The sequence below is a fragment of the Gordonia jinghuaiqii genome (assembly GCF_014041935.1).
In the GTDB taxonomy this organism is placed as follows: Bacteria; Actinomycetota; Actinomycetes; order Mycobacteriales; family Mycobacteriaceae; genus Gordonia; species Gordonia jinghuaiqii.
On record NZ_CP059491.1, the window covers coordinates 1,187,229 to 1,208,970 of the forward strand.

20 protein-coding genes and 1 pseudogene are annotated in these 21,742 nt (G+C 67.8%); 14 read left to right on the plus strand and 7 right to left on the minus strand.

Annotated features, from left to right (window positions below; all coding sequences use genetic code 11):
* Positions 1-39: 39 nt before the first annotated feature.
* Positions 40-411, minus strand: coding sequence for a VOC family protein (locus H1R19_RS05215; RefSeq protein ID WP_188331752.1), 372 nt, complete (start codon positions 409-411; stop codon positions 40-42).
* Positions 412-561: 150 nt separating this feature from the next.
* Here H1R19_RS05215 and H1R19_RS05220 point away from each other — a divergent pair, with 150 nt between their 5' ends.
* Positions 562-1,443 carry a hypothetical protein gene (locus tag H1R19_RS05220; RefSeq protein ID WP_219850741.1) on the plus strand — a complete coding sequence of 294 codons (882 nt, stop codon included), beginning with the start codon at positions 562-564 and terminating at the stop codon, positions 1,441-1,443.
* A gap of 98 nt (positions 1,444-1,541) precedes the next feature.
* On the opposite strand, the gene H1R19_RS05225 is transcribed toward H1R19_RS05220, so the two are convergent.
* Positions 1,542-2,480, minus strand: coding sequence for an AlbA family DNA-binding domain-containing protein (locus H1R19_RS05225; protein ID WP_219850742.1), 939 nt, complete (start codon positions 2,478-2,480; stop codon positions 1,542-1,544).
* 150 nt (positions 2,481-2,630) lie between these two features.
* On the opposite strand from H1R19_RS05225, the pseudogene H1R19_RS23385 reads away from it, so the two are divergent.
* The 6 genes and pseudogenes from H1R19_RS23385 to ppsA form a co-directional block, all read left to right on the plus strand.
* Positions 2,631-2,984, plus strand: a pseudogene (locus H1R19_RS23385) (Hsp70 family protein); the annotation flags it as partial.
* Positions 2,985-3,239: 255 nt separating this feature from the next.
* Positions 3,240-3,833 (plus strand): hypothetical protein, encoded by a 594-nt coding sequence (locus tag H1R19_RS05230; RefSeq protein ID WP_219850743.1) that lies wholly within the window; start codon positions 3,240-3,242, stop codon positions 3,831-3,833.
* 30 nt (positions 3,834-3,863) lie between these two features.
* On the plus strand, positions 3,864-4,751 hold the full coding sequence (locus tag H1R19_RS05235; RefSeq protein ID WP_219850744.1) for a universal stress protein: 888 nt from the start codon (positions 3,864-3,866) through the stop codon (positions 4,749-4,751).
* A gap of 30 nt (positions 4,752-4,781) precedes the next feature.
* Positions 4,782-5,207, plus strand: a complete 426-nt coding sequence (locus tag H1R19_RS05240) for a flavodoxin domain-containing protein (RefSeq protein ID WP_219850745.1) — start codon at positions 4,782-4,784, stop codon at positions 5,205-5,207.
* 104 nt (positions 5,208-5,311) lie between these two features.
* Positions 5,312-7,315, plus strand: coding sequence for an MDR family MFS transporter (locus H1R19_RS05245; RefSeq protein WP_188331747.1), 2,004 nt, complete (start codon positions 5,312-5,314; stop codon positions 7,313-7,315).
* Between the two features lie 87 nt (positions 7,316-7,402).
* Positions 7,403-9,739, plus strand: a complete 2,337-nt coding sequence (ppsA, locus tag H1R19_RS05250; RefSeq protein WP_219850746.1) for a phosphoenolpyruvate synthase — start codon at positions 7,403-7,405, stop codon at positions 9,737-9,739.
* 32 nt (positions 9,740-9,771) lie between these two features.
* Here ppsA and H1R19_RS05255 read toward each other — a convergent pair whose 3' ends face one another.
* Positions 9,772-10,659, minus strand: coding sequence for an alpha/beta fold hydrolase (locus tag H1R19_RS05255; RefSeq protein WP_219850747.1), 888 nt, complete (start codon positions 10,657-10,659; stop codon positions 9,772-9,774).
* A gap of 238 nt (positions 10,660-10,897) precedes the next feature.
* Between H1R19_RS05255 and H1R19_RS05260 the strand changes: the two genes are divergently transcribed.
* A complete protein-coding gene (locus H1R19_RS05260) occupies positions 10,898-11,629 on the plus strand; it encodes a hypothetical protein (RefSeq protein WP_219850748.1) in 732 nt (243 codons plus the stop codon).
* Positions 11,630-11,714: 85 nt separating this feature from the next.
* On the plus strand, positions 11,715-12,845 hold the full coding sequence (locus H1R19_RS05265) for a DNA polymerase IV (RefSeq protein WP_219850749.1): 1,131 nt from the start codon (positions 11,715-11,717) through the stop codon (positions 12,843-12,845).
* A gap of 268 nt (positions 12,846-13,113) precedes the next feature.
* Here H1R19_RS05265 and H1R19_RS05270 read toward each other — a convergent pair whose 3' ends face one another.
* The 3 genes from H1R19_RS05270 to H1R19_RS05280 form a co-directional block, all read right to left on the minus strand.
* Complete coding sequence (locus H1R19_RS05270; protein WP_219850750.1) at positions 13,114-14,373, minus strand: HNH endonuclease; 1,260 nt, start codon at positions 14,371-14,373, stop codon at positions 13,114-13,116.
* A gap of 191 nt (positions 14,374-14,564) precedes the next feature.
* Positions 14,565-15,743: an alkaline phosphatase family protein gene (locus H1R19_RS05275; protein ID WP_219850751.1), complete on the minus strand. Its 1,179-nt coding sequence runs from the start codon at positions 15,741-15,743 to the stop codon at positions 14,565-14,567.
* Positions 15,740-16,624, minus strand: coding sequence for a GNAT family N-acetyltransferase (locus H1R19_RS05280; RefSeq protein WP_188331740.1), 885 nt, complete (start codon positions 16,622-16,624; stop codon positions 15,740-15,742). The genes H1R19_RS05275 and H1R19_RS05280 overlap by 4 nt, the downstream gene beginning before the upstream one ends.
* Positions 16,625-16,837: 213 nt before the next feature.
* On the opposite strand from H1R19_RS05280, the gene H1R19_RS05285 reads away from it, so the two are divergent.
* The 4 genes from H1R19_RS05285 to H1R19_RS05300 all read left to right on the plus strand — a co-directional run bounded on the left by H1R19_RS05285 (position 16,838) and on the right by H1R19_RS05300 (position 19,613).
* Positions 16,838-17,353 (plus strand): YtxH domain-containing protein, encoded by a 516-nt coding sequence (locus H1R19_RS05285; protein WP_219850752.1) that lies wholly within the window; start codon positions 16,838-16,840, stop codon positions 17,351-17,353.
* A gap of 96 nt (positions 17,354-17,449) precedes the next feature.
* The gene (locus tag H1R19_RS05290) at positions 17,450-18,160 is read left to right on the plus strand and encodes a YcnI family copper-binding membrane protein (protein WP_219850753.1); all 711 of its coding nucleotides are present in this window, start codon (positions 17,450-17,452) and stop codon (positions 18,158-18,160) included.
* Positions 18,153-18,704 carry a copper resistance CopC family protein gene (locus tag H1R19_RS05295; protein WP_219851525.1) on the plus strand — a complete coding sequence of 184 codons (552 nt, stop codon included), beginning with the start codon at positions 18,153-18,155 and terminating at the stop codon, positions 18,702-18,704. The genes H1R19_RS05290 and H1R19_RS05295 overlap by 8 nt, the downstream gene beginning before the upstream one ends.
* A 3-nt stretch (positions 18,705-18,707) precedes the next feature.
* A complete protein-coding gene (locus H1R19_RS05300; protein ID WP_219850754.1) occupies positions 18,708-19,613 on the plus strand; it encodes a copper resistance D family protein in 906 nt (301 codons plus the stop codon).
* A 39-nt stretch (positions 19,614-19,652) separates the two neighbouring features.
* Here the strand turns inward: H1R19_RS05300 and H1R19_RS05305 are convergent, their stop codons facing one another.
* Entirely contained in the window at positions 19,653-20,576 is a 924-nt protein-coding gene (locus tag H1R19_RS05305) for an alpha/beta fold hydrolase (protein ID WP_188331734.1), read from the minus strand.
* A 30-nt stretch (positions 20,577-20,606) separates the two neighbouring features.
* On the opposite strand from H1R19_RS05305, the gene H1R19_RS05310 reads away from it, so the two are divergent.
* Complete coding sequence (locus H1R19_RS05310; protein WP_244970876.1) at positions 20,607-21,509, plus strand: alpha/beta fold hydrolase; 903 nt, start codon at positions 20,607-20,609, stop codon at positions 21,507-21,509.
* Positions 21,510-21,742: the final 233 nt, after the last annotated feature.

Below are 21,742 nucleotides of genomic sequence, written 5' to 3' on the forward strand. Positions count from 1 at the left end.
GGTAGCGAGGGGCCGGTCCGGCGCCGGTCGCCTCGGGTGTCAGTTCTGGCGGTACGGCATGTACTGCACGGCCCAGTGATTGCCGTCGGGGTCGTCGAAGTGGACGAAATGTCCCCAGGCCTGCCGGTCGATCTCGCCGGGGTCGACGCCCACCGACAACAGGTGGTCGCGGGCCTCGTCGATGTCGGGTACGACCACCTGCAGTCCCTTCACCGATCCGGGCGCGGCGTCGGTGAGTCCTTTGCCGAAGGCGATGGAGCAGGCCGAGCCGGGCGGCGTCATCTGCACGAAGCGAATGTCCTCGGAGACGACCTGGTCGTGGTCGGCGTGGAAGCCGATCTTCGAGTAGAAGTCCTTTGCTCGGTCGACGTCGCTGACGGGCAGGATGACGAGTTCGAGTGTCCAGTTCATGGCTTTCCTCCTGAGCTGCTGTGGTGATGTCACCACGATCTCAGGGATCGAGGACAGTTCCGGTCCTCATCGGGAGTTGTTGCCACGGCCCGATCGTCCCGCCCGCCCGGATACCGAAACCGCGGGGCGGCCGGCTGCGTCCAACGAAGCATGATCGAAGAATCCGGTGTCTACTCGCTCAAGGAACTCGCGTCGATCGGGTGGTCGCCCACGGCGGTCAGGGACGCTCGGCACGCCGGACGGCTGGTCTCCGTTGCCCACGGGTGGGTCCGCACGGACGCCGCCGACCCGCGCGTTGTCTCGGCTGTCGCCGCAGGCGGCGCGCTGACGTGCGTCAGCGCGTTGCGGTTTCACAAGGGTCATGGGGCGACCGGGATCTGGATACCTCAGGGGTACAACGAGACTCACGTACGGCTGAGCAAGCACATGAAGTCGAGGGCCCGCCCGGGCGGACCGTTCCGGTGGTGTCAGGGATATGGCAGCGCGCTACCCGTGACGACCGCGGTCGATTCGATCCCGATGGCACTCAACTGTGCAGCGCGATGTCTGACCGCGGAGGACTGGATCGCCACCGTGGATTCGGTTCTCAACACCACGCAGTTGACCATCCCGGACATCCAGGCAGACATGGGTCGGGTCGCCAAGGCGGTGATGGATCTGTTCGGACGCTGCGACGAACGCTCGCAATCGGGTACGGAGACCATCGCGCGTCTCCGACTGATCGGTGCCGGATTCAACGTGCAGGTCCAACCGTCGATCGGCGGGCACGTGCGCGCGGATCTGCGCACCGGTGCACTGCTGATCGAATGCGATGGCCGGTCGTATCACTCGGACGAGGAGACCTTCCGCAACGATCGCAGGCGAGACCGGATGACGCTGATCGATCGCTGGATGACCATGCGGCTCACCTACGACGATGTCCTGTACGGCTGGGATGAGGTCCTCCAGGAGATCCGCGCGGTCACCGGACCCGACCGGCACCGTATTCGACGCCGCGATGACCCGAGGCGCCGTGAAATCTCAGCCTCCTGAGGCTGCTCAAAGGGAAAATTGCCCTCGGAACACCCTGAGATGGACGAGGTTTTCAGGGGCGACCCGGCATACCCAGCGGGGCGGCTGCTCGTGCCAGCTCAGCTCGCCGAGAACCGGGCGGCCGCGCGGATCTGGGCGGCCACGGCACGGCCTGCGCCGAGGGGCCAGCGGTGCATGACGTATTCGGCGGCCTGGTCCACGCTGAGCTGCCGCGTCGAGTTGCCTGCCCGTACCCAGAACTCGGGCTGCGCGTTGTTCTTCGGTCCGCGCAGGTACACCGGCCGCGGCGACGGAGCGCATTCGATGCGGCACACCAGAACATCGGCGGTGTCGGCGCCGCCGGCCTCGTCGGCACCGGCAGCCTTCACCGGCTCGATGGTGATTCCCACGGCCGCTGCCGTGCTCTGGCCCAGGGTCGCGGTGAGCATGTCGCGCAGCCACAGTTCGAACCGATCGGCGTCGGGCGAACGCAGGGTCCCGAAGTCGGGATCGAGGCCCAGGGGAGTGCCGTCGTCGGCGACCCCGATCAGCAGGTTCCCGCCCTCGGAGTTGAGGAAGGCGGACACGGTCTTGGCGATGACCTGCTCCATCTGGAGGTCCTTCTGCTTGTTCCGCAGGTTCACCCGGGCAGTCGACTTGAACTCCACCCGTTCGGATTCGCCGGAGGAGAGCAGCTCGGCGATGGTGATGTCGGGCGGACTCTGCAGTCGCGCCGCAACCGTGCCGTACGTGGCGACGGCCACGATGGAACTCACCAGCCCGAGAACGACGGTGACCAGGCTCCACAGGTCCAACCGGTGGTCGACGGCACCGGCGATGAACAGGCCGACGGCGGTGCCCAGGATCGACAGCACCATGCAGGTGGTCGTGTTGAGGCGCGCGCGGCGCCGCAGCAGCCACTTGGCGATGGAACCGAACAGCCAGGCGACGATCAGGACGAGTACCAGGGCGGTGGCGGTGGCCCATACCGGAATCGCGAACTCCAGTGATCCGATGGTTCCGCGGCCGTCGTCGGCCAGAGTGAGGTCAGTTCGCACATCGGACAGTATGTCGAACGACCGCCGCTCGACGATCGACAGCCGAAATCCCGGCCGCGTGATCACGACCAGGATTCGGGGTGAGGGTCTGTGTGCCAGGCCTTCAGACGGCGGTGTCGAAGGTGCCGTCGGAGTCGGTGTCGTAGGCGCGAACTGGTCGACTCGTTCTGGCCGATCGAGGACCTCATCGGCGCGGTGCTGGCGCATGTGCATCAGAAGGCGTTGCGACACAGCGGGTTGCCGGGGTTCGACTCGACCATCCTGACCCACCCGGACCGCTGGAGTGAACGACGCAAGAGTGTTCTGCGACGCGCCGCGCAACGCGCGGGCATCCGAGCAGACAGATTGCGCATCGCCTCGGAATCCCTTGCCGCAGCCTGGTAATACGTGCACCGCGGGCACGACGTCAGCGGCGACGAACGCATGTCTGTCTTCGACTTCGGCGCGGGCACCTGCGACGTGGCGGTCCTCGTCCGCGAGGGCGCCGACGGGTTCACCGTGACCGCGGTATCAGTCGTGCCGGTGGCCGGCTCGACGCGCTCACGACGACGACGATGGTCATCACCATCCTGGGTGCGATCGCGTGGATCGTGTTCTTCATCTGGGCGGCCGTCAGCGGCTGAGTCCGGTGCCGGGGTGGCCTGCGGCGGGAGCGGGACCTTCGGCGGCCAAGTCGTGACCTCCGACTCAGGACCCACCTCCGCACCGATTCGACGATGAGAGAGACCGCAGGTGCCCGCGGGCGTAGGCTCCTCGGCAATGCCCCTCGAACTCGGAGTGCAGACCGTGACCACGTCGGAATCGCACAGTTCTCGCGACCGGCGCGGCGTGTCGCAGTCTGACCGGGTCACGCTCTCACGCAAGCGAATCGGCTATTCGGCGACAGTGGCCGTCAACGTCGTGCTCCTCGTCGCACTTCTCGGGTGGCCGGGCTGGGAACGGATTCCGTTCCTCACCGGCGAAGTCGATCAGGTCGTCGGCTGGGTCAGTGCGTCGCTGATCGCCGTCATCGTGACCAACTCCGTCTATCTCGTCGTCGATCGTCCGCTGGTCAAAGCGGCCGGCGACCTGGTCGCGAATGCGATCTCGCTCTCCGCGCTCATCCGGATCTGGCAGGTGTTTCCCTTCGACTTCGACGACGGCACCGTCCCGTGGTCGACGATCGCGCGCGTCGTCCTCATCGCGGGCATGGCCGGCACCGTCGTCGCGATGATCGTCGTTCTCGCGCGCGGAGTTCGCGACGGAGTGTCACATCAGCACGCCGATCAGTTCGGCCTGCCGGACGCCGCCCGAGCGGCGAATCCCGACCTCGCACACGCCAGTCGACGGCACCACCGACGACAGGCGCGGTGAGGGGACAACACACCGACAAGGGAGTTACCGATGGCAGATTCACCGGAAGAATCACTCGGGCCGATCGTGGTCGCGGTCGACGGTTCCGACTGCGCTCTGCTCGCCGTCCGCTGGGCCGTGCATGCGGCGGCGCGCGAGAAGCGCGAACTGCGAGTCGTTTCCGCCGTCGGCACGGTGCCCGGAGGATATGCGCCCATGGCGATGATGCCGTCGCAAACCGTCGTCGACGAGATGCATGCCGCCGCAACACGTGCCATCGAGGCCGGTGTGCAGCTGGCGCAGGACGTCGACCCGGGCGTGTCGGTGAACGGCCAGATCGTCGCCGGATCACCTGCGCTCGCACTCCGGCACGCCTCGGCCCATGCCCACATGCTGGTGATGGGCAGGCGAGGTCTCGGCGGTGTCAGCGGTCTGCTGCTGGGATCGGTCAGTACCGACGCGGCCGCCCACGCGCACTGCCCGGTGGTGCTCGTGGCGGATGAGCCGCCCGTGGCCGGACCCGTGGTCGTCGGGGTCGACAGTTCGCCGACCTCCCATGCCGCGATCGCCGCCGCCTTCGTCCAGGCCGACCTGCTGCAGACCTCGTTGCTCGCCGTGCACGCCTTCGGCGGCTTCTCCAGCGCCGCGTTCTTCGGCGGGGGACAAGAGGTGATCCGACGTCTGCGGGAGGAAGCCGAAGAGTTGCTCGGTGAGCAGCTCGCCGGCTATGTCGAGGTCCATCCCGACGTCAAGGTCGACAGGCACGTCGCGATCGGCAATGCCGCGGACGAGATCGTCGACGCCGCACAATCGGCTCAGCTGGTCGTCGTCGGTACCCGTGGCCGTGGCGGATTCCGCGGGCTGTTGCTCGGCTCCACAAGCCAGGCCGTCATCCAGGTGGCGCCCTGCCCGGTCATGGTCGTCCAGACCGAGAGCTGACCGCGCACACAAACAGGCAGGTGTTCGACTATGCGCAGTGTGGTCGCCTACGCGAGTGCCCACGGGTCGACCGAGGGGATCGCGCGCCGCATCGCCGACACGCTGGCATCCCCGAACTCCTCCCCGTCCTCGGCCTCGGCGCCGGTGTGGGCGTTCTCGGTGTCCTCGGTCGGCGCCACGTCGACGTTCCTGTCCCCGCGCGTCGCGAAGTTGTTGCGTCCACGGACACCACTCGCGCGTGCGGTCGCGGCGTTGGAGACCGCCGGCTCGCTGCGCGCCCACCGCGCATTCGCCGGCGCCATCGCGCGCGGCGACTGGCCGGGGTTCGGCCGCATCGTCTTCCGGCTGATGGGTGGCAAGTACGGCGACGCCCGCGACTGGGACGACGTCGACCGCTGGACCCGGCAGATTCTCGCAGATCAACAATCCGCGGCCCCGCCGCAGGACGGTCACTGAGCACGACCGCGCTGCGGTGAGCTTCGCTTTCCGGCATGTGCGCGGCGGTCATCTGCGAGACTCGAAAGGTCAACACCGGGGGCCGTCGAGGACAGGACCGGAACATGACCGAAGCCACGAGTGCGGACGCGAGTGCGCCGGCGGAAGAAGTCGACAAGCGGAAGATCTACGCGATCTTCACCGGACTGATGCTGGCGATGCTCCTGGCCGCACTCGACCAGACGATCGTCTCGACCGCGTTGCCGACGATCACCAATGACCTGGGCGGGGCTGCTCATCTGAGCTGGGTCGTGACCGCCTACATGCTGGCCACCACCGTTACGACGCCGCTGTGGGGCAAGCTGGGAGATCTGCTCGGCCGCAAGCCATTGTTCATCCTCTCCGTGGTGATCTTCCTGGCCGGTTCCGCCCTGTGCGGCGTGGCGGGTTCCATGTGGCAGCTGATCGCGTTCCGGGCGCTGCAGGGGGTCGGTGGCGGAGGCCTGATCGTGTTGGCACAGGCCATCATCGGCGACGTTGTCTCGGCGCGTGAACGTGGGCGTTACCAGGGCATGTTCGGCGCGGTCTTCGGCATCGCGAGTGTCGCCGGACCGTTGCTCGGCGGCTTCCTCGTCGACAATCTGAGCTGGCGGTGGGTCTTCTACGTCAACCTGCCGGTCGGCGCGATCGCACTGGTGGCAATCGTCTTCCTGCTGCCGACCACGACGGGTCAGACCAAGCCGAGGATCGACTACCTCGGGGTCTTCCTCCTCGCCTCGGCGGCGACCTGCATCGTTCTGGTGACCAGTTTCGGTGACACCTGGGGTTGGTCGTCGGCCCTGGTTCTGGGGCTCAGCGCACTGGGGGTGGTCTGCATTGTCGCTTTTGTCTTCGCTGAGAGGTTTGCGCCGGAGCCGGTGATCCCGTTGCGGCTCTTCGCCAATCGGGTGTTCTCGGTCGGGTCGGCGGTCAGCTTCGTCGTCGGTTTCGCGATGTTCGGTGCCATCACGTTCATGCCGATGTTCCTGCAGCACGTGCGTGGGGAGTCGCCGACCGAGTCGGGTCTGACCATGATCCCGATGATGATCGGTTTGTTGATCACCGCGATCGGCAGCGGCCAGATCATCAGCAGGACAGGGCGTTACAAGGTGTTCCCGATCATCGGGACCGCCGTCTTCACGGTTGGTCTGTACCTGTTGTCCACGATGGAGCGGTCGTCGTCGGACCTCATGATCGGGCTGTACCTGTTCGTACTCGGCCTCGGTCTCGGCATGGTAATGCAGGTGTTGATCCTCGCCGTCCAGAACGGGGTCGCGTATCGGGACCTCGGGACCGGCACCAGCGGGGTGACGTTCTTCCGCACGATCGGATCGGCGGTCGGTGTGGCCGCGTTCGGCGCGGTCTTCAACGCGCGACTGGGCGCGGAGCTGTCCGATGCCCGGCCCGTCGGCGCCGTCGGGCGATGTTCGGAGGAGGTTCTGCAGGCCTCGACGATAACGCTGCGCAGCTGCCCGGCGGATGTTCAGAACTGGTTCCTGGACGGCTACACCCACGCATTCGAGACCGTCTTCCTCGTAGCCGTTCCGATCGGGGTGCTGGCTTTCGCGCTGTTGTGGTTGTGGCCGGAGGTCCCGCTACGTGAGGTGACCAAGATGCCCGACGTGGGGACATCGTTCGGGATGGCGAGCGGACGGTCGTCCGTGGAGGAGCTGCGGCTTCAATTGTGGCGCGCACTCTCCCGTGACGAGAAGCTGCGGGCGTGGGAGGTGGTGGCCGACACCGCGGGCAGCCGGTTGTCGCGCGGGGAGGCGTGGATGGTCAGCAGGGTCGCCGAGGAGGGCACGCTCGACGTGCGTTCGATGTCCAAGGTCTCGCATACCCCGAGGGACAAGGTCGAGGAGACGGCCCATCGGCTCCAGGACCGCGGGCTGATCACCGTGGGCCACGGCCTGGCGATGATCACCCCGGCCGGAGCCAAGGAGGCCCAGAAACTGCTGGATGCACAACGAGAGCGACTCGAGCAGTACGTTGCCGACTATCCGGGTGGTGAGGACGCGGAGGTCGACCAGTTGATCGAGTCGATCGCGCGGGACCTGAACGCCGAGGCACCTGAACCCGCAGGGGTGTGAGCGCCGGTCGCCGCTGGGGACCTATGACATCTCAGTCCCCGCCGTTGGTCACTTGGGGAGACGTCCGTAGTGGACCATCGTGAGTACATGACGCATGTGCTGACCTTCGCGGAACTGGGCCTCGAGCAGGTGTCGCTCGTCGGCGGCAAGGGGGCGAACCTGGGTGAGCTCGTCTCGGCGGGCCTGCCGGTGCCCGACGGGTTCGCCCTGACCGCCGACGCGTTCGCGACGTCTATGGAACACGGCGGGATTCGGGCGGAGCTTCTCGCCGCCCACCGCGAGGCGCTGAACGCTGTCGGCGACGACGCGCGAATGGCCGAACTCAGCCGGCGGATGGCCGACATGGTCACCAAGGCCGGCATCGCGCCGCAGGTCGCCGACGAGGCGCTCGCCGCCTACCGGAGTCTGCGCGGCGACGACGGCTTCGACGCGAACGTGGCGGTCCGGTCGTCGGCGATCGGTGAGGACGGCAAGGACGCCTCCTTCGCGGGCATGAACGCCTCGTTCACCAACATCGGCAGTTACGAGGACCTGACGACTGCGATCGTGGGTTGCTGGGCGTCGCTGTACTCCCCGCGGGTCGTCACCTACCGCGCCGAGAAGGGGTTGACCACCGAGCCGTTGATGTCGGTCGTCGTACAGAAGATGGTCGAATCGGTGACCGCGGGAATCGTGTTCACCGCCGACCCCGTCACCGGTGACCTCGACCATCTGGTCGTCGAGGCGGTCGCAGGTCAGGGCGAGGCCGTCGTGTCCGGAGCCGTAACCCCCGACACGTTCGTCGTCTCGAAGTCGGACTGCGCGGTGCTCGAGACCAGTCTCGGGAACCAGGAGTACCGGATCGTGCGCGGCGCCGACGGTCACGATCGTCGAGAACCGATGCCGTCGGGGCGGTCCACAGCCGTCATCGACGACGCCGCGGTGCAGACGATCGCACGGCTGGCGATCAAGGCCGAACGCCATTACGGCCGCCCGCAGGACATGGAATGGGCCATCGACCCGCGGGGACGCATCTGGATCGTCCAGTCCCGGCCGATCACCACGCTGGACCGCCACGGATCCGATGCGCAGGACGCCTCGTCCGGACCGGTGAGCAGCGAAGGGACGTCGTCGGGAAAGGTGCTGCTGCACGGGCTGGCGGCGGCCCCCGGGGTGGCGACCGGCGCGGTGCGCATCCTGCACTCGCCGCGCGACGGGCACCTGCTGGTCGACGGCGAGGTGCTGGTGGCGCCGATGACCGATCCCGACTGGCTGCCGACCATCCGCCGCGCGTCGGCGGTGGTGACCGACCGCGGTGGGGTGACCTGCCACGCCGCGATCGTCGCCCGTGAGGTCGGCGTGCCGTGCATCGTCGGAACCCGCACGGGCACCGACGATCTCGAGGAAGGTTCGACCGTGACCGTCGACGGCGCGTCCGGCGACGTACTGGCCGGCCGCGTCGCCGCGCGACCGGCGGCGAGGGTCGACGCCGGACCTGCTGCACCGCAGCAACCCTCGGGACTCGTGACCGCGACGAAGATCTACGTCAACCTCGCCTCGGCCGAGCACGCCGCCGAGGTCGGCGCCACCGACGTCGACGGGGTGGGGTTGCTGCGCGCCGAGTTCCTGCTGACCGAGGCGTTGTCGGGTCGGCACCCGCGGGCGGTGATCGCCGACGGCGAGTCGAGCGGCTTCGTGTCGGCGATGGCCGACGCTCTGGGCCGCATCGCCGGTCCCTTCGGGTCACGGCCGGTGGTGTATCGCACGACCGATTTGCGCAGCAACGAGTTCCGTGGCCTCGAAGGTGGTGAGGCCTTCGAGCCGGAGGAACGCAATCCGATGATCGGGTTCCGCGGCTGCTACCGCTACGTCCGCGAGCCCGACGTCTTCCGGCTCGAGCTCGAAGCGCTGGCGCGGGCCCGCGAGACGCACCCCAACATCCACGTCATGTTGCCGTTCGTGCGGACCCGCTGGGAACTCGAACGATGCCTGGAGCTGATCGACGAGAGCCCACTGGGCGACCAGCGCGGCCTGCACCGGTGGGTGATGGCCGAGGTGCCCTCGGTGCTGTACTGGCTGCCGGAGTATGTCGCCGCCGGGATCGACGGGGTGTCGATCGGCAGCAACGACCTCACCCAGCTCATTCTCGGCGTCGACCGCGATTCCGAATCGTGCGCCGAACTGTTCGACGGCACCGACCCGGCTGTCCTCGACGCCATCTCGACGATCATCACGACGGCCCGCCGGTGCGGCATCACGTCGTCGCTGTGCGGGCAGGCGCCGTCGACGAACCCGGAGTTCGCGGAACTGCTGGTCAAGATGGGCATCACGTCGGTGTCGGTCAATCCCGACGCGGTCGCCGCGACCCGGCTCCACGTGGCCCGCGCCGAACGCCGGCTGCTCGTCGACGCCGCGCTGAACGAGCGGCCACCGGCCACTTCCTGATCTCAATCGCCCCGGCAAGTGCGTTCCCCACGTCAACCGCCGGCGGTCACCGACTGCAGCATCTCTTCCCAATGCTGCAGCGGCAGTAGGTGTCCTTCTCCCTCGACGAGCGTCAACTCGGCATGCGGGAGTGTCTTCGCGAGCCATTCGCCGTTGGCCTGAGGTGCCATCGCGTCACGGGTGCCGTACCAGAGGTGAACCGGTGACACGACGTCGGCGAGCTCGAACCCCCACGGTCCGACGAACGCCACGTTGTCCCAGGCGATCGCCATCGGACCCTGCCGCAATCCTTCTCGGAACGAGACCCACAGCGACCGCCGTGCGTCCTTGTCGGCGACCACCTCGGGATCGCTGTCGGCCCACATCCAGTCGACCCAGGGTGCCGCGGCGTCGTCCCGCACCGACATCATGCCGTCGAGCAACTCCCGGTTCCCGGCGAGGAACTCGTCGGCGGCCCGCTCCGGTTCGGCGGGCAGATGGGACAGCGCCAGTAGGTCGTTCTCGGTCAGGGCGTCGCGCGCACCGGGCATCTCCTGCATGGGCGCGAGTCCGCCCGACACCCCGACGCGTGTCACCCGATCGCCGTGCGCCGCAGCGCTCGCGAGGGCGAACGGTCCGCCGCCGGACCATCCGAAGGTGGCGAAACGCTCGACTCCCACTGCGTCCGCGATGGCACCGATATCGTCGGCGACGATGCGCAGTGTGGTTGCGGCCGAATCGGATTCACCGTATCCGGGCCGATCGAAGCTGATCACGCGGACGCCGAGACGCTGTGAGATCGCGTCCCCGAACGCGGGTTCCAGTCGAGAACCCGGCGTGCCATGGAAGTACATCACGGTGGATTCGCCGCTGTCGGGTCCGCCGGTGTCCCGGACCATCACCGAGCGACCGCCGGCCACACGGACCTTGAAATGCCTCATGGTGCGACCCTAGATCGACTGGCGCCGAGCGGCAGGCAGGTGCGGCCGGGTTAGGCGTGCCCGGCGTCATATTCGGGCGTTTCAGTCATTCGACTCACAAAGGAGCGCGAAAAGGCGTACTCTCAGTGTGCGCTGTATGACCGACACCACGCGGGGGGTGTCGGGGCGCATGGGGGTCAACTGGGGGGCGGGCGCTTCGCTCCTCGGCATCGGTTGTGGTCTACGTGGAGGGGCTCAGTTGACCAGCACTTTATCGGTGCGCGCGTCGAGGCGTGGCGCACGAAAGTTTCTTGAACCGTCAGCGATCGTCGAGGCGATCGACATCGAAGAACTCATCGTCCTGCCCGGATACCGGGCGCTCTCGGAGCTTCCATCCTCGTTCGGCGTGACCGTCGACATCGCCGATGAGATCGACGCCGCATTGCGTCGGCATCAGGCTGTGGTCGGCCATCTGCGGACAATGCTGTCGGATGCGACTGCTGCCGCGGCCATCTCGTCGCCGCGCGACGAGGCACTGGCTTCGATCGGCCTGCTCGAGGCAGATCGTGAGGTGGCAGAACGCAATTCGTCGCCGCCGGTGCGGGTGTACGGCGCCCTTGCGGCCGATCTGGATCGGGCAGATGACGGTCGGGCGCGAGTCATGGTCGCCGTCGCGTTCCTGCTCGTCGCCACGCATGCGCTGACCGATCCCACGAACTGCGGAACAGCTTCTCCGGCACTGAATCTGGTGCCACCGCCGCTGCATCGCGATCGCGCGCTGCTGGAGAAGGTGTTGACCCGCGTGGTGTCGATGTTCGACGCCACGACGCTCGCCGGTCTGGCCGGCCACATCACCGCGGCGAGTGCCGCTTTCGCCGAGGGAAGTGATGCGGACCATCAGCTGTCGGTGCTGCGCTACAACCCTCATTCGCTGCGCACATCGTGCCGGGCGGCGGGAATGGGCGACGTGGACGTGCGGATCGCCGGCTGACCCCGAGCCGGGTTCTTCTGGGGGCGGCCGGGTTGGTCCGCGTTCGTCCATCGGATCTCGCTCATCGGTGATTACCCTGGGCGAGGTGACCACGTCGGTTCCGCAACGCTATCGGTGGCTGCTGCACGTCGACCTCGACCAGTTCCAGGTGTCGGTCGAGCGGTTGCGCAGTCCCGAACTCGCCGGCGTGCCGGTCATCGTGGGCGGCAACGGCGACCCCACCGAGGCACGCAAGGTGGTGACGTGCGCGTCGTACGAGGCGCGTGACGTGGGCGTTCGCGCCGGCATGCCGCTGCGTGCCGCCTACCGCAAGCTGCCCGACGCGATCTATCTGCCGTTGGACATGGGCGCCTACGACGCCGCGTCGGCCGACGTGATGGACGTCCTGCGGGCCACCGGCCATCCCGTCGAGGTGTGGGGCTGGGACGAGGCATTCCTGGGTGTGAGTGCCCGCGGTGCCGAGGATGATCCTTACGACGACGCCGCCATCATCGACCTCGCCGAACGAATCCGGCGCGACATCCTCGCCCGTAGCGGCCTGACGAGCTGCGTCGGGATCAGCGACAACAAGCAACGCGCGAAGATGGCCACCGGTTTCGCCAAGCGCCCGCCGGGTGCGGTGCCCGGCACCGTTGTCGACGCCCCGCGCGTCTTCCTCCTCGACGACCGCAACTGGTTGGACCTGATGGGGGAGCGGCCCACCCGCGACCTGTGGAGCGTCGGACCCAAGACGTCGGCCAAACTCGCCGCAACCGGCATCGACACCGTCAACGACCTGATCGCCACACCCCGCGACGACCTGATCGCCACTTTCGGCCCACATCAGGGCAATTGGCTGTACGTGCTGTGTCGCGGCGGTGGGGACTCGGCGATCACCGCCGAACCCTGGCTCGCCCGTTCGCATTCCAAATCGCACACCTTCGCCACGGACCTCACCGACCCCACCGAGATGCGCGCGGCAGCCGCCCGGCTGCTCCGCGAGCTGCTCGACCAGGTCCTCGCCGAGGAACGACTGCCCTTCCGTGTGGCGGTGACCGTACGCACCACCACCTTCTACACGCGAACCAAATCGAGGAAGCTGCCCAACCCGAGCGTCGACTTCGACCAACTCGAGGCCGTCGTCGCCGACCTCCTCGGCAAGTTCGAACTCGAGCGGCCCGTCCGTCTGCTCGGTGTGCGCCTGGACCTGGTGACCGACGACGACGCAGGCAACTGACTCCGCGTCGGACCGCTGGTTGAGCGGTGGGGTGGCCTCGATCGCGGACCTCGGGTGGCCCCTCGGGCCTACTCGGCCAGCGGGGGTTGGTCGCCCCCGACCGCGGGTTGAGCCGCGTCGAATCCACCGGGTGACCCGGGCTCCAGGCCCAGGACACCCTTTCCACTGTGGAGTTGTCAATGATCGTGCGCGGTCCCGGTTTTCGAGAACGCTTGTTGCGGCAGTATGGTCCGGTATGCGGTTCACACTGCCGCAAGAGTGTGGGCTGTCAGGCGGCGTCGTCGAGTCGCATGGTGCGGCGGTTGTAGGCGGGGAGCGGTCGGCGTTGTGGGTCGATGTCGACCGGTGGGATCAGCCAGGGGTGGCGGTCGAAGCCCATCATGATGTCCCAGCCGTTGTGGTGGACTTGGGTGTGGCAGCGCTGGCAGAGGAGACATCCGTTGTCGAGGGAGGTGTCCCCGTCGTCGGCCCAATGCCGCAGATGGTGTACCTGGGTATGTGACGGTGGTGCACCGCATTTGATGCAGCATCGGTCCCGGATGACTACGGCCTTGCGCAGGTGAGGCGGGAAGATTCGTTTGTCGTGTCCCATCTGTAGCGGGACGGTGTCGGCGTCGATGATGACTTCGGTCAGTGTCCCGTCGCAGGAGAGGGCGCGGGCGGTGGCGTCGGTGATGGTGCCGGTCCACGGGAGCGCGCTCATGTCTGTGGCGTCGGCGGGGATGGTCAGGATCAGTTGGGTGCGTGGTGCTCCGGCGGTGTCGAGGGTGGCACCGAGGGCAGCGTGGTCGAGGATGAGTTCGAAGGCGTCGGCGCGTCGTTGCCCGGCCGAGCGGCGATCCTCGGCGCCGTCGGGTTCGGGGCGGGGTGTGGAGCGTTGGTCGATCATGGCGATGAACTTCTCGCCGACGACCTGGGTGAGATCGGCAGCAATCTCGACGCGACCGTCGTCGGTCAGGATATGGGAGACGCTGTTGAGTGCGGGGTCCTCGGCGGCAGGAATGCCACCGTCGGCCTCGGCGACAATGTTGCCCAACGTGTGTGCTCGGGCCAGCACTTCGGCGGGTGTGGCCCCGGACAGCGCTTGGGTGAGCAGTTCGGTTTCGAAGACCGACACCTCGTCGTCGGAAAGATTTGTGGGGGAGCGTTGTTCGATGTGGGCGATCCCTCGGATGATGGCGTCGACGATCTCGGCCGACAGGCGCCCGTCCGCAGCATGGCCGGCGACTGCGGACAGTCGGCCCAGCCCGTTGACGATCCGCACGATACGTGCGGCGGCGGCGGGTGCGAAACCCATCTCGATCAACAGTTTCGGCAGCGTCGAGTGGCTGCGTTCAGCCACGCGCAATCGCGCGAGTTCTGCTGCGCGCACCACGATCTGGCGCTCAACCGCGTTACGCATCAGGCGGAGGGTATCCAGTTCGGTGAACGTCGCGCGACCGGTGGAGTCGTCTGTGGGGAGTTCGGTCTCGATGAGGGAATCGAGGAGGTGGGCGAGTTCGGGCATGACTCCAAGGTAGCCGAACATTTGAGCGATGGCGAGAACTCTCCACAGGGAATTGGTTGCGCCACAACATGTTCGAAATCCCAGAATTTGGGATGGGAAGGCTATACGCTCACCGGTTCCGTCACAGGAGTTACCAACTGCACCAGAATATGACCGGATCCGTCCATAAACGCCCCGGACAAACACCAGGAAAATCCCTAAAGAAAAAAGTTCTATCCCGCCGCAACGATCAGCGGCACGAGCTGTTCGGCGGCCGTCCAGGCGCCGTGGTGGCCGAGCATCATCGACTCCATGGTCTCGTTCTTGCTGCGCGTCAGGGTCGTCGAACCGCGTGCGACTGCGACGACGTCGCCGATCCGGCGGGCCACCTGGTCGGTCACCACCGGCCCGAACCAGCCTTCGTCGATGGTCTGCTCACGTGAGGCGACGTGCGCCGAGTCGCCCAGATATCCCGACCACCCGCTCAGTACCTCGTCGGCCGCACCCGAGCCCGTATAGATGTGCCGCACGCGTGCCTCGCCGGCCACTGTGTCGACTCCCTCGAGAAGGGCAGGGGTGGTGTCGATGTCGATCGCGCGGTCGGCGGTGATCATCCCGTGATCACCGGTCACGAGAAGCGTTGTCCCGACCGGCAGTTCCGTCGAGAGATCGGCGACGAGTCGGTCCACGGTCCGTAATTGCTGCAACCACGGGTCCGACCCGGGTGCATGAATGTGGCCGGCCGTGTCGAGCTCGCTGTAGTAGGCGTAGACGAATCGCCGGTGTCTGTTGCGTCGACGCACCGTCGTCAGTACTGCCTCGCGAATCCCGTCGGGTGTCACTGCGGGCAGGTATTGTCCGGGTGCGCGGAATGCGGCCATCGTCAGGCCGGTGCCCCGAAACTCGGCAGGCATCACATATGTCACCCGAACATCCTCGGCGGCAAGCGCTTCCAGACAACCCGGCTCGGTGCGCACCAGCGCCGGCGGGTAGGTCATCAGTGCCGAGGGGCCCTGGGCGTCGTCGAGGCTCCAGCGCAGCGAGTTGAGCACGCGCCGCGAGCCGCGGGTCCGGCAGTCGTCGTCGGGCCGGAAGCTGTAGCCGATGATCCCGTGCACCCCGCACGACGCTCCGACCGTCAGACTCAGGATGCTCGTGGCGGTGGTCGCGGGAAAGCCGGCACGCAGCGTAGTCGACGACAGTTCGCGTAGCGTCGGCGCGAACTCCGCGTACTCCTCGAGCAGCGTCGCGCCCAGACCATCGATCAACAGCACCACCACCGAATCACCCGGCGGCACAACCAGACCGACGTCGGCGTCGGAGATCCCCAGGGAGCGGGTGGCGGCGGGCAGTACGTCGGCCAGGGTGAAGGGATGTCGATGCCAGTCGGACGGCAGCAGCTCGTCGCTCACCGAACCCCCGAGCCTGCCGGGCCGAACACGTAGTGCCCCGTCCGCAGGAACCGGACCGCACGCCGGCCATCACCTTCGACGAGCAACGGCGACAACGCGTCTCGCAACTCAATCCGCCACCGCGCGGCCTCCAGCGGGGCATTCACCCGCATCGCCTCGATGTCGCGCGGCACTGCGACGACGACGGCCGTCTCCGGGGTGACTCGCTCATGGTGCGCCACGGGACGAGACGGATCGTCGACGTCGATGACCGACACCGCACCCTCGGCGAGCAACTCGTCGACCGAGTCAGAACCAGCCGAGCCGGAACCCACCGAGCCCGAACCCGCCGAGCCCGAGCCAGAACCGCCCACGCCCGACCCAGAATCACCCGAGCCCAGATCCCACGACATCAGCACACGATCCGAGTCGGCGTCTCCGCCGAGCTCATCACCGATCTCGCCGTAGAAGTCCTCGTAGTAGTGGACCGGCGTCGCCCCGAGTTTGGTGATGTTGAAATGCGCGTTGCGTGCGACGAGCGGATCGAAGGTCCACGTGATCGTCGACAATCCGCGACTCAACGCCCACTCCCGCTGATGCATCTTCAACGTGTAACCGACCTGATGGCCGCGGCCGCGACGGGTGACCCCGGTGATGTGGCTGTGGAGCGCCTCGCCGACGGGGGTGGCGAAGAACCCGACGCTTCCGCCGGCGAGGTCGTCCCCGATGTACGCGCCGGCCACGTAGTTGCCCGTGTGCACCAGTGCGCGCAACATGTCGGTGCCGACAGGACGGTTGGTCGGGTCGGGCCGCCACACGTCGTCGAAGATCCGCATCAGCTCTTCGAGCTCGTCGGGGGACGAGAGCTCGCGAACCTCGACGCCCGGCGGTGATTGCGACATGGCCCGATTCTTTCATCGCGGCCCGATGCGGTGGTCGGGTTGGCTGAGTCGGTCACGTCGACGCACGGCCAGCCCCTCTCACCGCCCGGTAGCCGACCACTGCTCGCTCCGCTCGGTAGCCGACCACCGCTCGCCCTATCTGCGAGCCTGCCAACTCCGCTCAGGCGACCTCTGCTCGCTCCGCTCGCGAGACCACTCCTTAGGATGTAAGGCATGCCTCACACCGTCCGCGCGCCCGATGCGTTCTCGCGCGTCGCCGCGGTCGGTGTGGTGCCCACGGTCGCGGTCGCCGCGCACGGTGCGGCGAGCGGTGCGATGCCCAGCTCGTCGGGCGTGGTGTTGAGCGTCGCGATCGGCGTGGTCGCATCGATGCTGCTGATGACGCGGCGTCGACGATTGGTTCCGGCCGCAGCGTCGACGACGGCGGTGTTGACCGCCGCGCAGGTCGCCTGCCACGCCACGCTCACGGTCGACGCCGGGCACGCGGTGCATGCCCCGTCGGCGCTGTCGATGCTGATCACGCATCTGCTGGCGATCCCGCTCAGCGCGGTCCTGATCGTCGTCGGAGCGCATCTGCTCGCGTCCGTCGGGTCGGTCATCCGCTCGTTCGTCCCGCCGGTGACGTCACGCGCACCCGCCGCGCCCCGGACGTTCTGGACGCAGCCGCTTCTTCTGGCCGTACCCGCGCTCGGCGGCACCGGCGTTCGGGGACCTCCCCGCGGATTCTGACGACTCACCCCAGGTCAACAGGCCTGGGGTCGTCACGCGCGTGCTCGTCCATGAAATCCGACCTCGTCGGAATCCGACCTCATCGAAAGAACACACATGAAGATCAGTTCTCCGCGGGCAGTGATCGCCCGCCGCATCGTCCTGCCCGCCACGGCCGCCGCTGTCGTGGGTCTCGCTTCGCTGACCGGTGTCGGCGCGGCGTCGGCGCATGTCACCGCCAACGCCCCGACGCTCACCCAGGGCGGTTACGGCGTCGTGTCGCTGGTGGTCCCGAACGAGTCCGACGTCGCACCCACCACGTCGCTGCAGGTGACGCTGCCGGGTCTGAAGTCGGCGCGTCCGGAGGTGATGCCCGGGTGGAAGACGGTCGTCACCAAGAAGGACGACCTCGTCACCGAGATCACCTGGACCGCCGACCCCGGATCGCCGGGCGTCCCGGTCGGACAGTTCGCGCAGTTCCGTTTCTCCGGCGGACCGTTCCCCGAGCAGGAGACCGTCGAGCTCCCCACCCTGCAGACCTACGCAGACGGTGAGAAGGCCGACTGGAATCAGCCGACCCCCGCGGACGGCGAGGAGCCGGAGAAGCCCGCGCCCACACTGACCCTGGCTCCGGCGAGCGCCGACGGCCACCACGCCTCGGCGACCCCGCAGACCACCGACACGGCGTCGGCGGAGTCGAGCTCCTCCGAGGACTCCGCAGCCCGTTGGCTCGGCGGCATCGGACTCATCGTCGGCGTGCTGGGCTCTGTGTTCGGTGTGGCCGCGCTGATGGCGGTTCGACGCAACGGCCGTGGCGGCAATGCGTAACGGTCGTCGGGTTCGACGCCCCGTCGTCCTCGTTCTGGCGGCGCTGGCCTGCCTCGGACTGGTAGGCACCTGGGCGGCGCCCGCGGCGTCGGCGCATTCGCGTCTGGTGTCGTCGGATCCTGCCGACGGCGCGACACTGCAGACCGGCCCCGAGGCCATCACGCTGACGTTCAACGAGCCGGTCCAGTCGTCGTATGCGGTGCTCAATGTCGTCGGCCCCGACGATCACTACTGGCAGTCCGGTGAGCCGACCGTCGACGGAACACAGTTCCGGGTCGGGGTGCGCGAACTCGGTCCGGCGGGCACGTACGTCGTCAACTACCGGGTCACCTCCGCCGATGGGCATGTGATCAGCGGGCAGCGCAGCTTCGACCTCGCTGTCGAGGGCAACGGTGAACCCGGGCCCGCGATCGAGGCTGCCGATGAGACGTCGGACGACGGTATTCCGGTGTGGTACTTCATCATCGGTGCCGCCGTGGTTCTCGTCGTCGGTCTGGGTGTCGTGTTCTGGTTGAGTCGACGCCCCTCGTCGAAGAAGAGCTGACGCGTGAGGGTCGTGGCCGGGGTGCCGGTTCTGTTCGGTGCCACGACCCTCCTCGGGGGACTCGCGGTGAGCTGGCTGCTCGCCCGACCCGCGGGACCCGACATGGTCGCCGTACCCGCGGCCGTCGCGCTCGGCGTCTCGGTGGTGCTGCTCGGCCTCGGTGTGTTGCCGACGGTCGACGCCGCGCCGTCGTCACGCGTGATCGGTGCGCTGGCCGGCGTGTGGGTGCTGGCCGTGCTGATCAGCGCGTGGGTGCGGACCGCCGAACGGTCGGGCATCGACGTCCTCGACGTGACGGCCGGCGACTTCGGGAACGTCCTCACCTCCGACGCCCCCGAAATGGTGGCGCTGGTGGCCGGGTTGCTGATCCTCGGGTGGACGGTCCTCGATCTGCTGACCGGGGTGGAGATCCCGGTCCTGGTGGTGGGGGCGCTCGCGGCGATCGGGGTGCTGGCCACCTCGATCACCGGTCACGCCGGCAATTCCGCCTGGGGCCCAGTGCTCGTCGGCGCCCACGCGCTGGCCGCGGCCTGGTGGGTGGGGCTGCTTGCGGCGCTGGCGATGTCGGTGCGCGGACGGTCGGGGTGGGCGCGCAGCCTGCCCGCCTTCTCCAGCCGCGCGCCGTGGGCGGTCGGTGTGATCGCACTGACCGGCATCATCGCCGGACTGATCGAGGTCGACGACCTGCCGGCCCTCGTCACCACCGGCTACGGTCGCGTCCTGCTGGCCAAGGTGGTGGTGCTGGCTGTGCTCATCGGCGTCGCCGCCTGGCATCGACGCCGCTGGTTACCCGCGGTGCAACGTCACCGCACCACCGAGGCCGCGTCGATCCGCGCGGCATCGATCGAGCTGGTCCTCATGGCCGTGGCACTGGGCCTTGCCGCCGGGTTGTCGGCGACGGCGCCGTAGGGGATTCGATTGCGGCCAGCTCGCACGACACCGGACCGACTACTCACCCAGGACCGGCCGCGACTGGTCCCACAGCGTGAGCAGTTCGTCGATGATGTCGGTGGCCATGTGAAGCGTGCTGAGGTGACTTTCGCCGGACAGCTCGAACAGCTTGGCGTCGGGGAGTAGCGAGACCATGTGTTCGCCGTGTGCGTACGGGATGATGTGGTCGTGGTCGCCATGCCACCAGCGCACGGGGACGCGCACGTCGGGAACGCGAAAGCCCCAGTCCCGCGCGAACACCACGACGTCGGCGAAGGGTGCTTCCATCCGCTGGCTGCCGCCGTGGAGTAGGTCGTCGAGAAACATGGCCCGGAATTCGGGGCGCGCCAGAAGTTCGCGGTCGGCCTGCGGTGAGAGCCGGCCGTAGATGGTGATGGCGGGGTCGGCGATGGGCCGGGCGAACCCCAGCGCGGTGCTGAGGACTTTGCCGATCGGGGCGCCCGCGCGATCGACGATCGGCGCCAGGATTGACCCGAGTTTCATCGCGCCGCCGCCGATGCGGTCGGGCCCCACCGTCGGGGCGACGCCGCCGAGGATTCCGGCCGCGACCACCCGGTCGGGCATCGCGTGCGCCACGCCGAGCGCGTACGGTCCGCCGCCGGACAGTCCGATCACCGCGAACTCGTCAATGCCCAGCGCTTCGAGGACTTCTTCCAGGTCTGGGGCGAAGTCGGCGACGTCGGCGTAGCGGTGCGGCGTCGACGATCCGACACCCGGGCGGTCCAGCCCGATCAGGCGTACATGCCGGTCAGCGGCGTACGCACGCGCTTCGACGGGGATCTGGCGTCGTGCGCCGGGCGTGCCGTGGAGCCAGATGATGGCTCGTCCGGTGGCGGACCCATACTCGGCGAACCCGATTCGACGACCACCGTCGGCGACGCCGATCGATCCCTCGATTTTCGGACGGGCGATGTCGATCATGTGATGAGCATCTCACGTACCGTTGTCAGGGTGATCCCCGAGTTTGTCCACGGTGCCGCACGCGCCGCCCGTCATGTCTTCACGCCCTACCCGGCCACGGATATCCCGGAGGGCCGGATGGTCGAGCTCCCCGGACGCGGTCGTGCCTACGTGACCGACTCGGGTCCGCGTGACGCCCCCGCGGTGTTCCTGCTGCATTCGGTGCTTACCACCGGGCTGCTGTGCTGGTACCCGACGATCCCGGCGCTCAACGAGCGCTACCGCGTGATCACGATGGACGCGCGCTGGCACGGCCGTGGCATCGAGTCGGAGAACTTCGACCTGCGCGACTGCGCCGACGACGTGGTCGCCCTCGCCGACGTGCTGGGCATCGACCGTTTCATCGCCGCCGGCTTCTCGATGGGCGGGGGCATCGCGCAGCTCGTGTGGCGCCGCCATCCCGAGCGGGTCGCAGGTCTGGTGCTGTGTTCGACGGGCCCGTTCTTCAGCACCCGCGACCCCCGCCACCGCGCATCCTCCGCGCGGACGGGACGCATCCTCAACCCGATCTACCGCCTGCTGCCGCGCGTCTCGGAGAAGAGCCTGAACAAGACGACGTCGCACACCTCGATCTGGGCTCTGCGACAGTTCTTCTCGACGCCGCTGTCACACCTCGGCGACTTCGGAAACGGACTGGGGCAGTTCGACTCTCGCAGCTGGCTGCACGAGATCGACGTCCCCACCGCGGTGGTGGTCTCCATCCGCGACCGCGTGGTGGAGCCCGAACGCCAGCAACTGCTGCTCGACGGCATCCCCGGCGCCCAACGCTTCGAGGTCGACGGCGGCCACGCCTGCTGCGTCCTTGGTGCCAAGTTCTTCATCCCGCCGTTCCTCGAGGCGGTCGACGCCGTACACGCCCGGGCCCGACTGTCGGAGCGTCCGTCTGTGGGTTGAGCGCCCCGCCTGTCGGTTGAGGGCTCTGTCTGTCGGTTGAGCGCTCCTCTGTCGGTTGAGCTTGTCGAAGCTCCCCCGGCCCAGACCTACCCGCATTTCTTGCGGGACAACAAGCCACGGTTGTGAGCAATCGAGATCGCTGCGGTATCCGCCGCCCCGACTGGGTACGTGACCGAGCTGTCGAGGGTTACGCCACTGTTGAAGGACTACGGCAGCCTTGGGGGGATCGGACC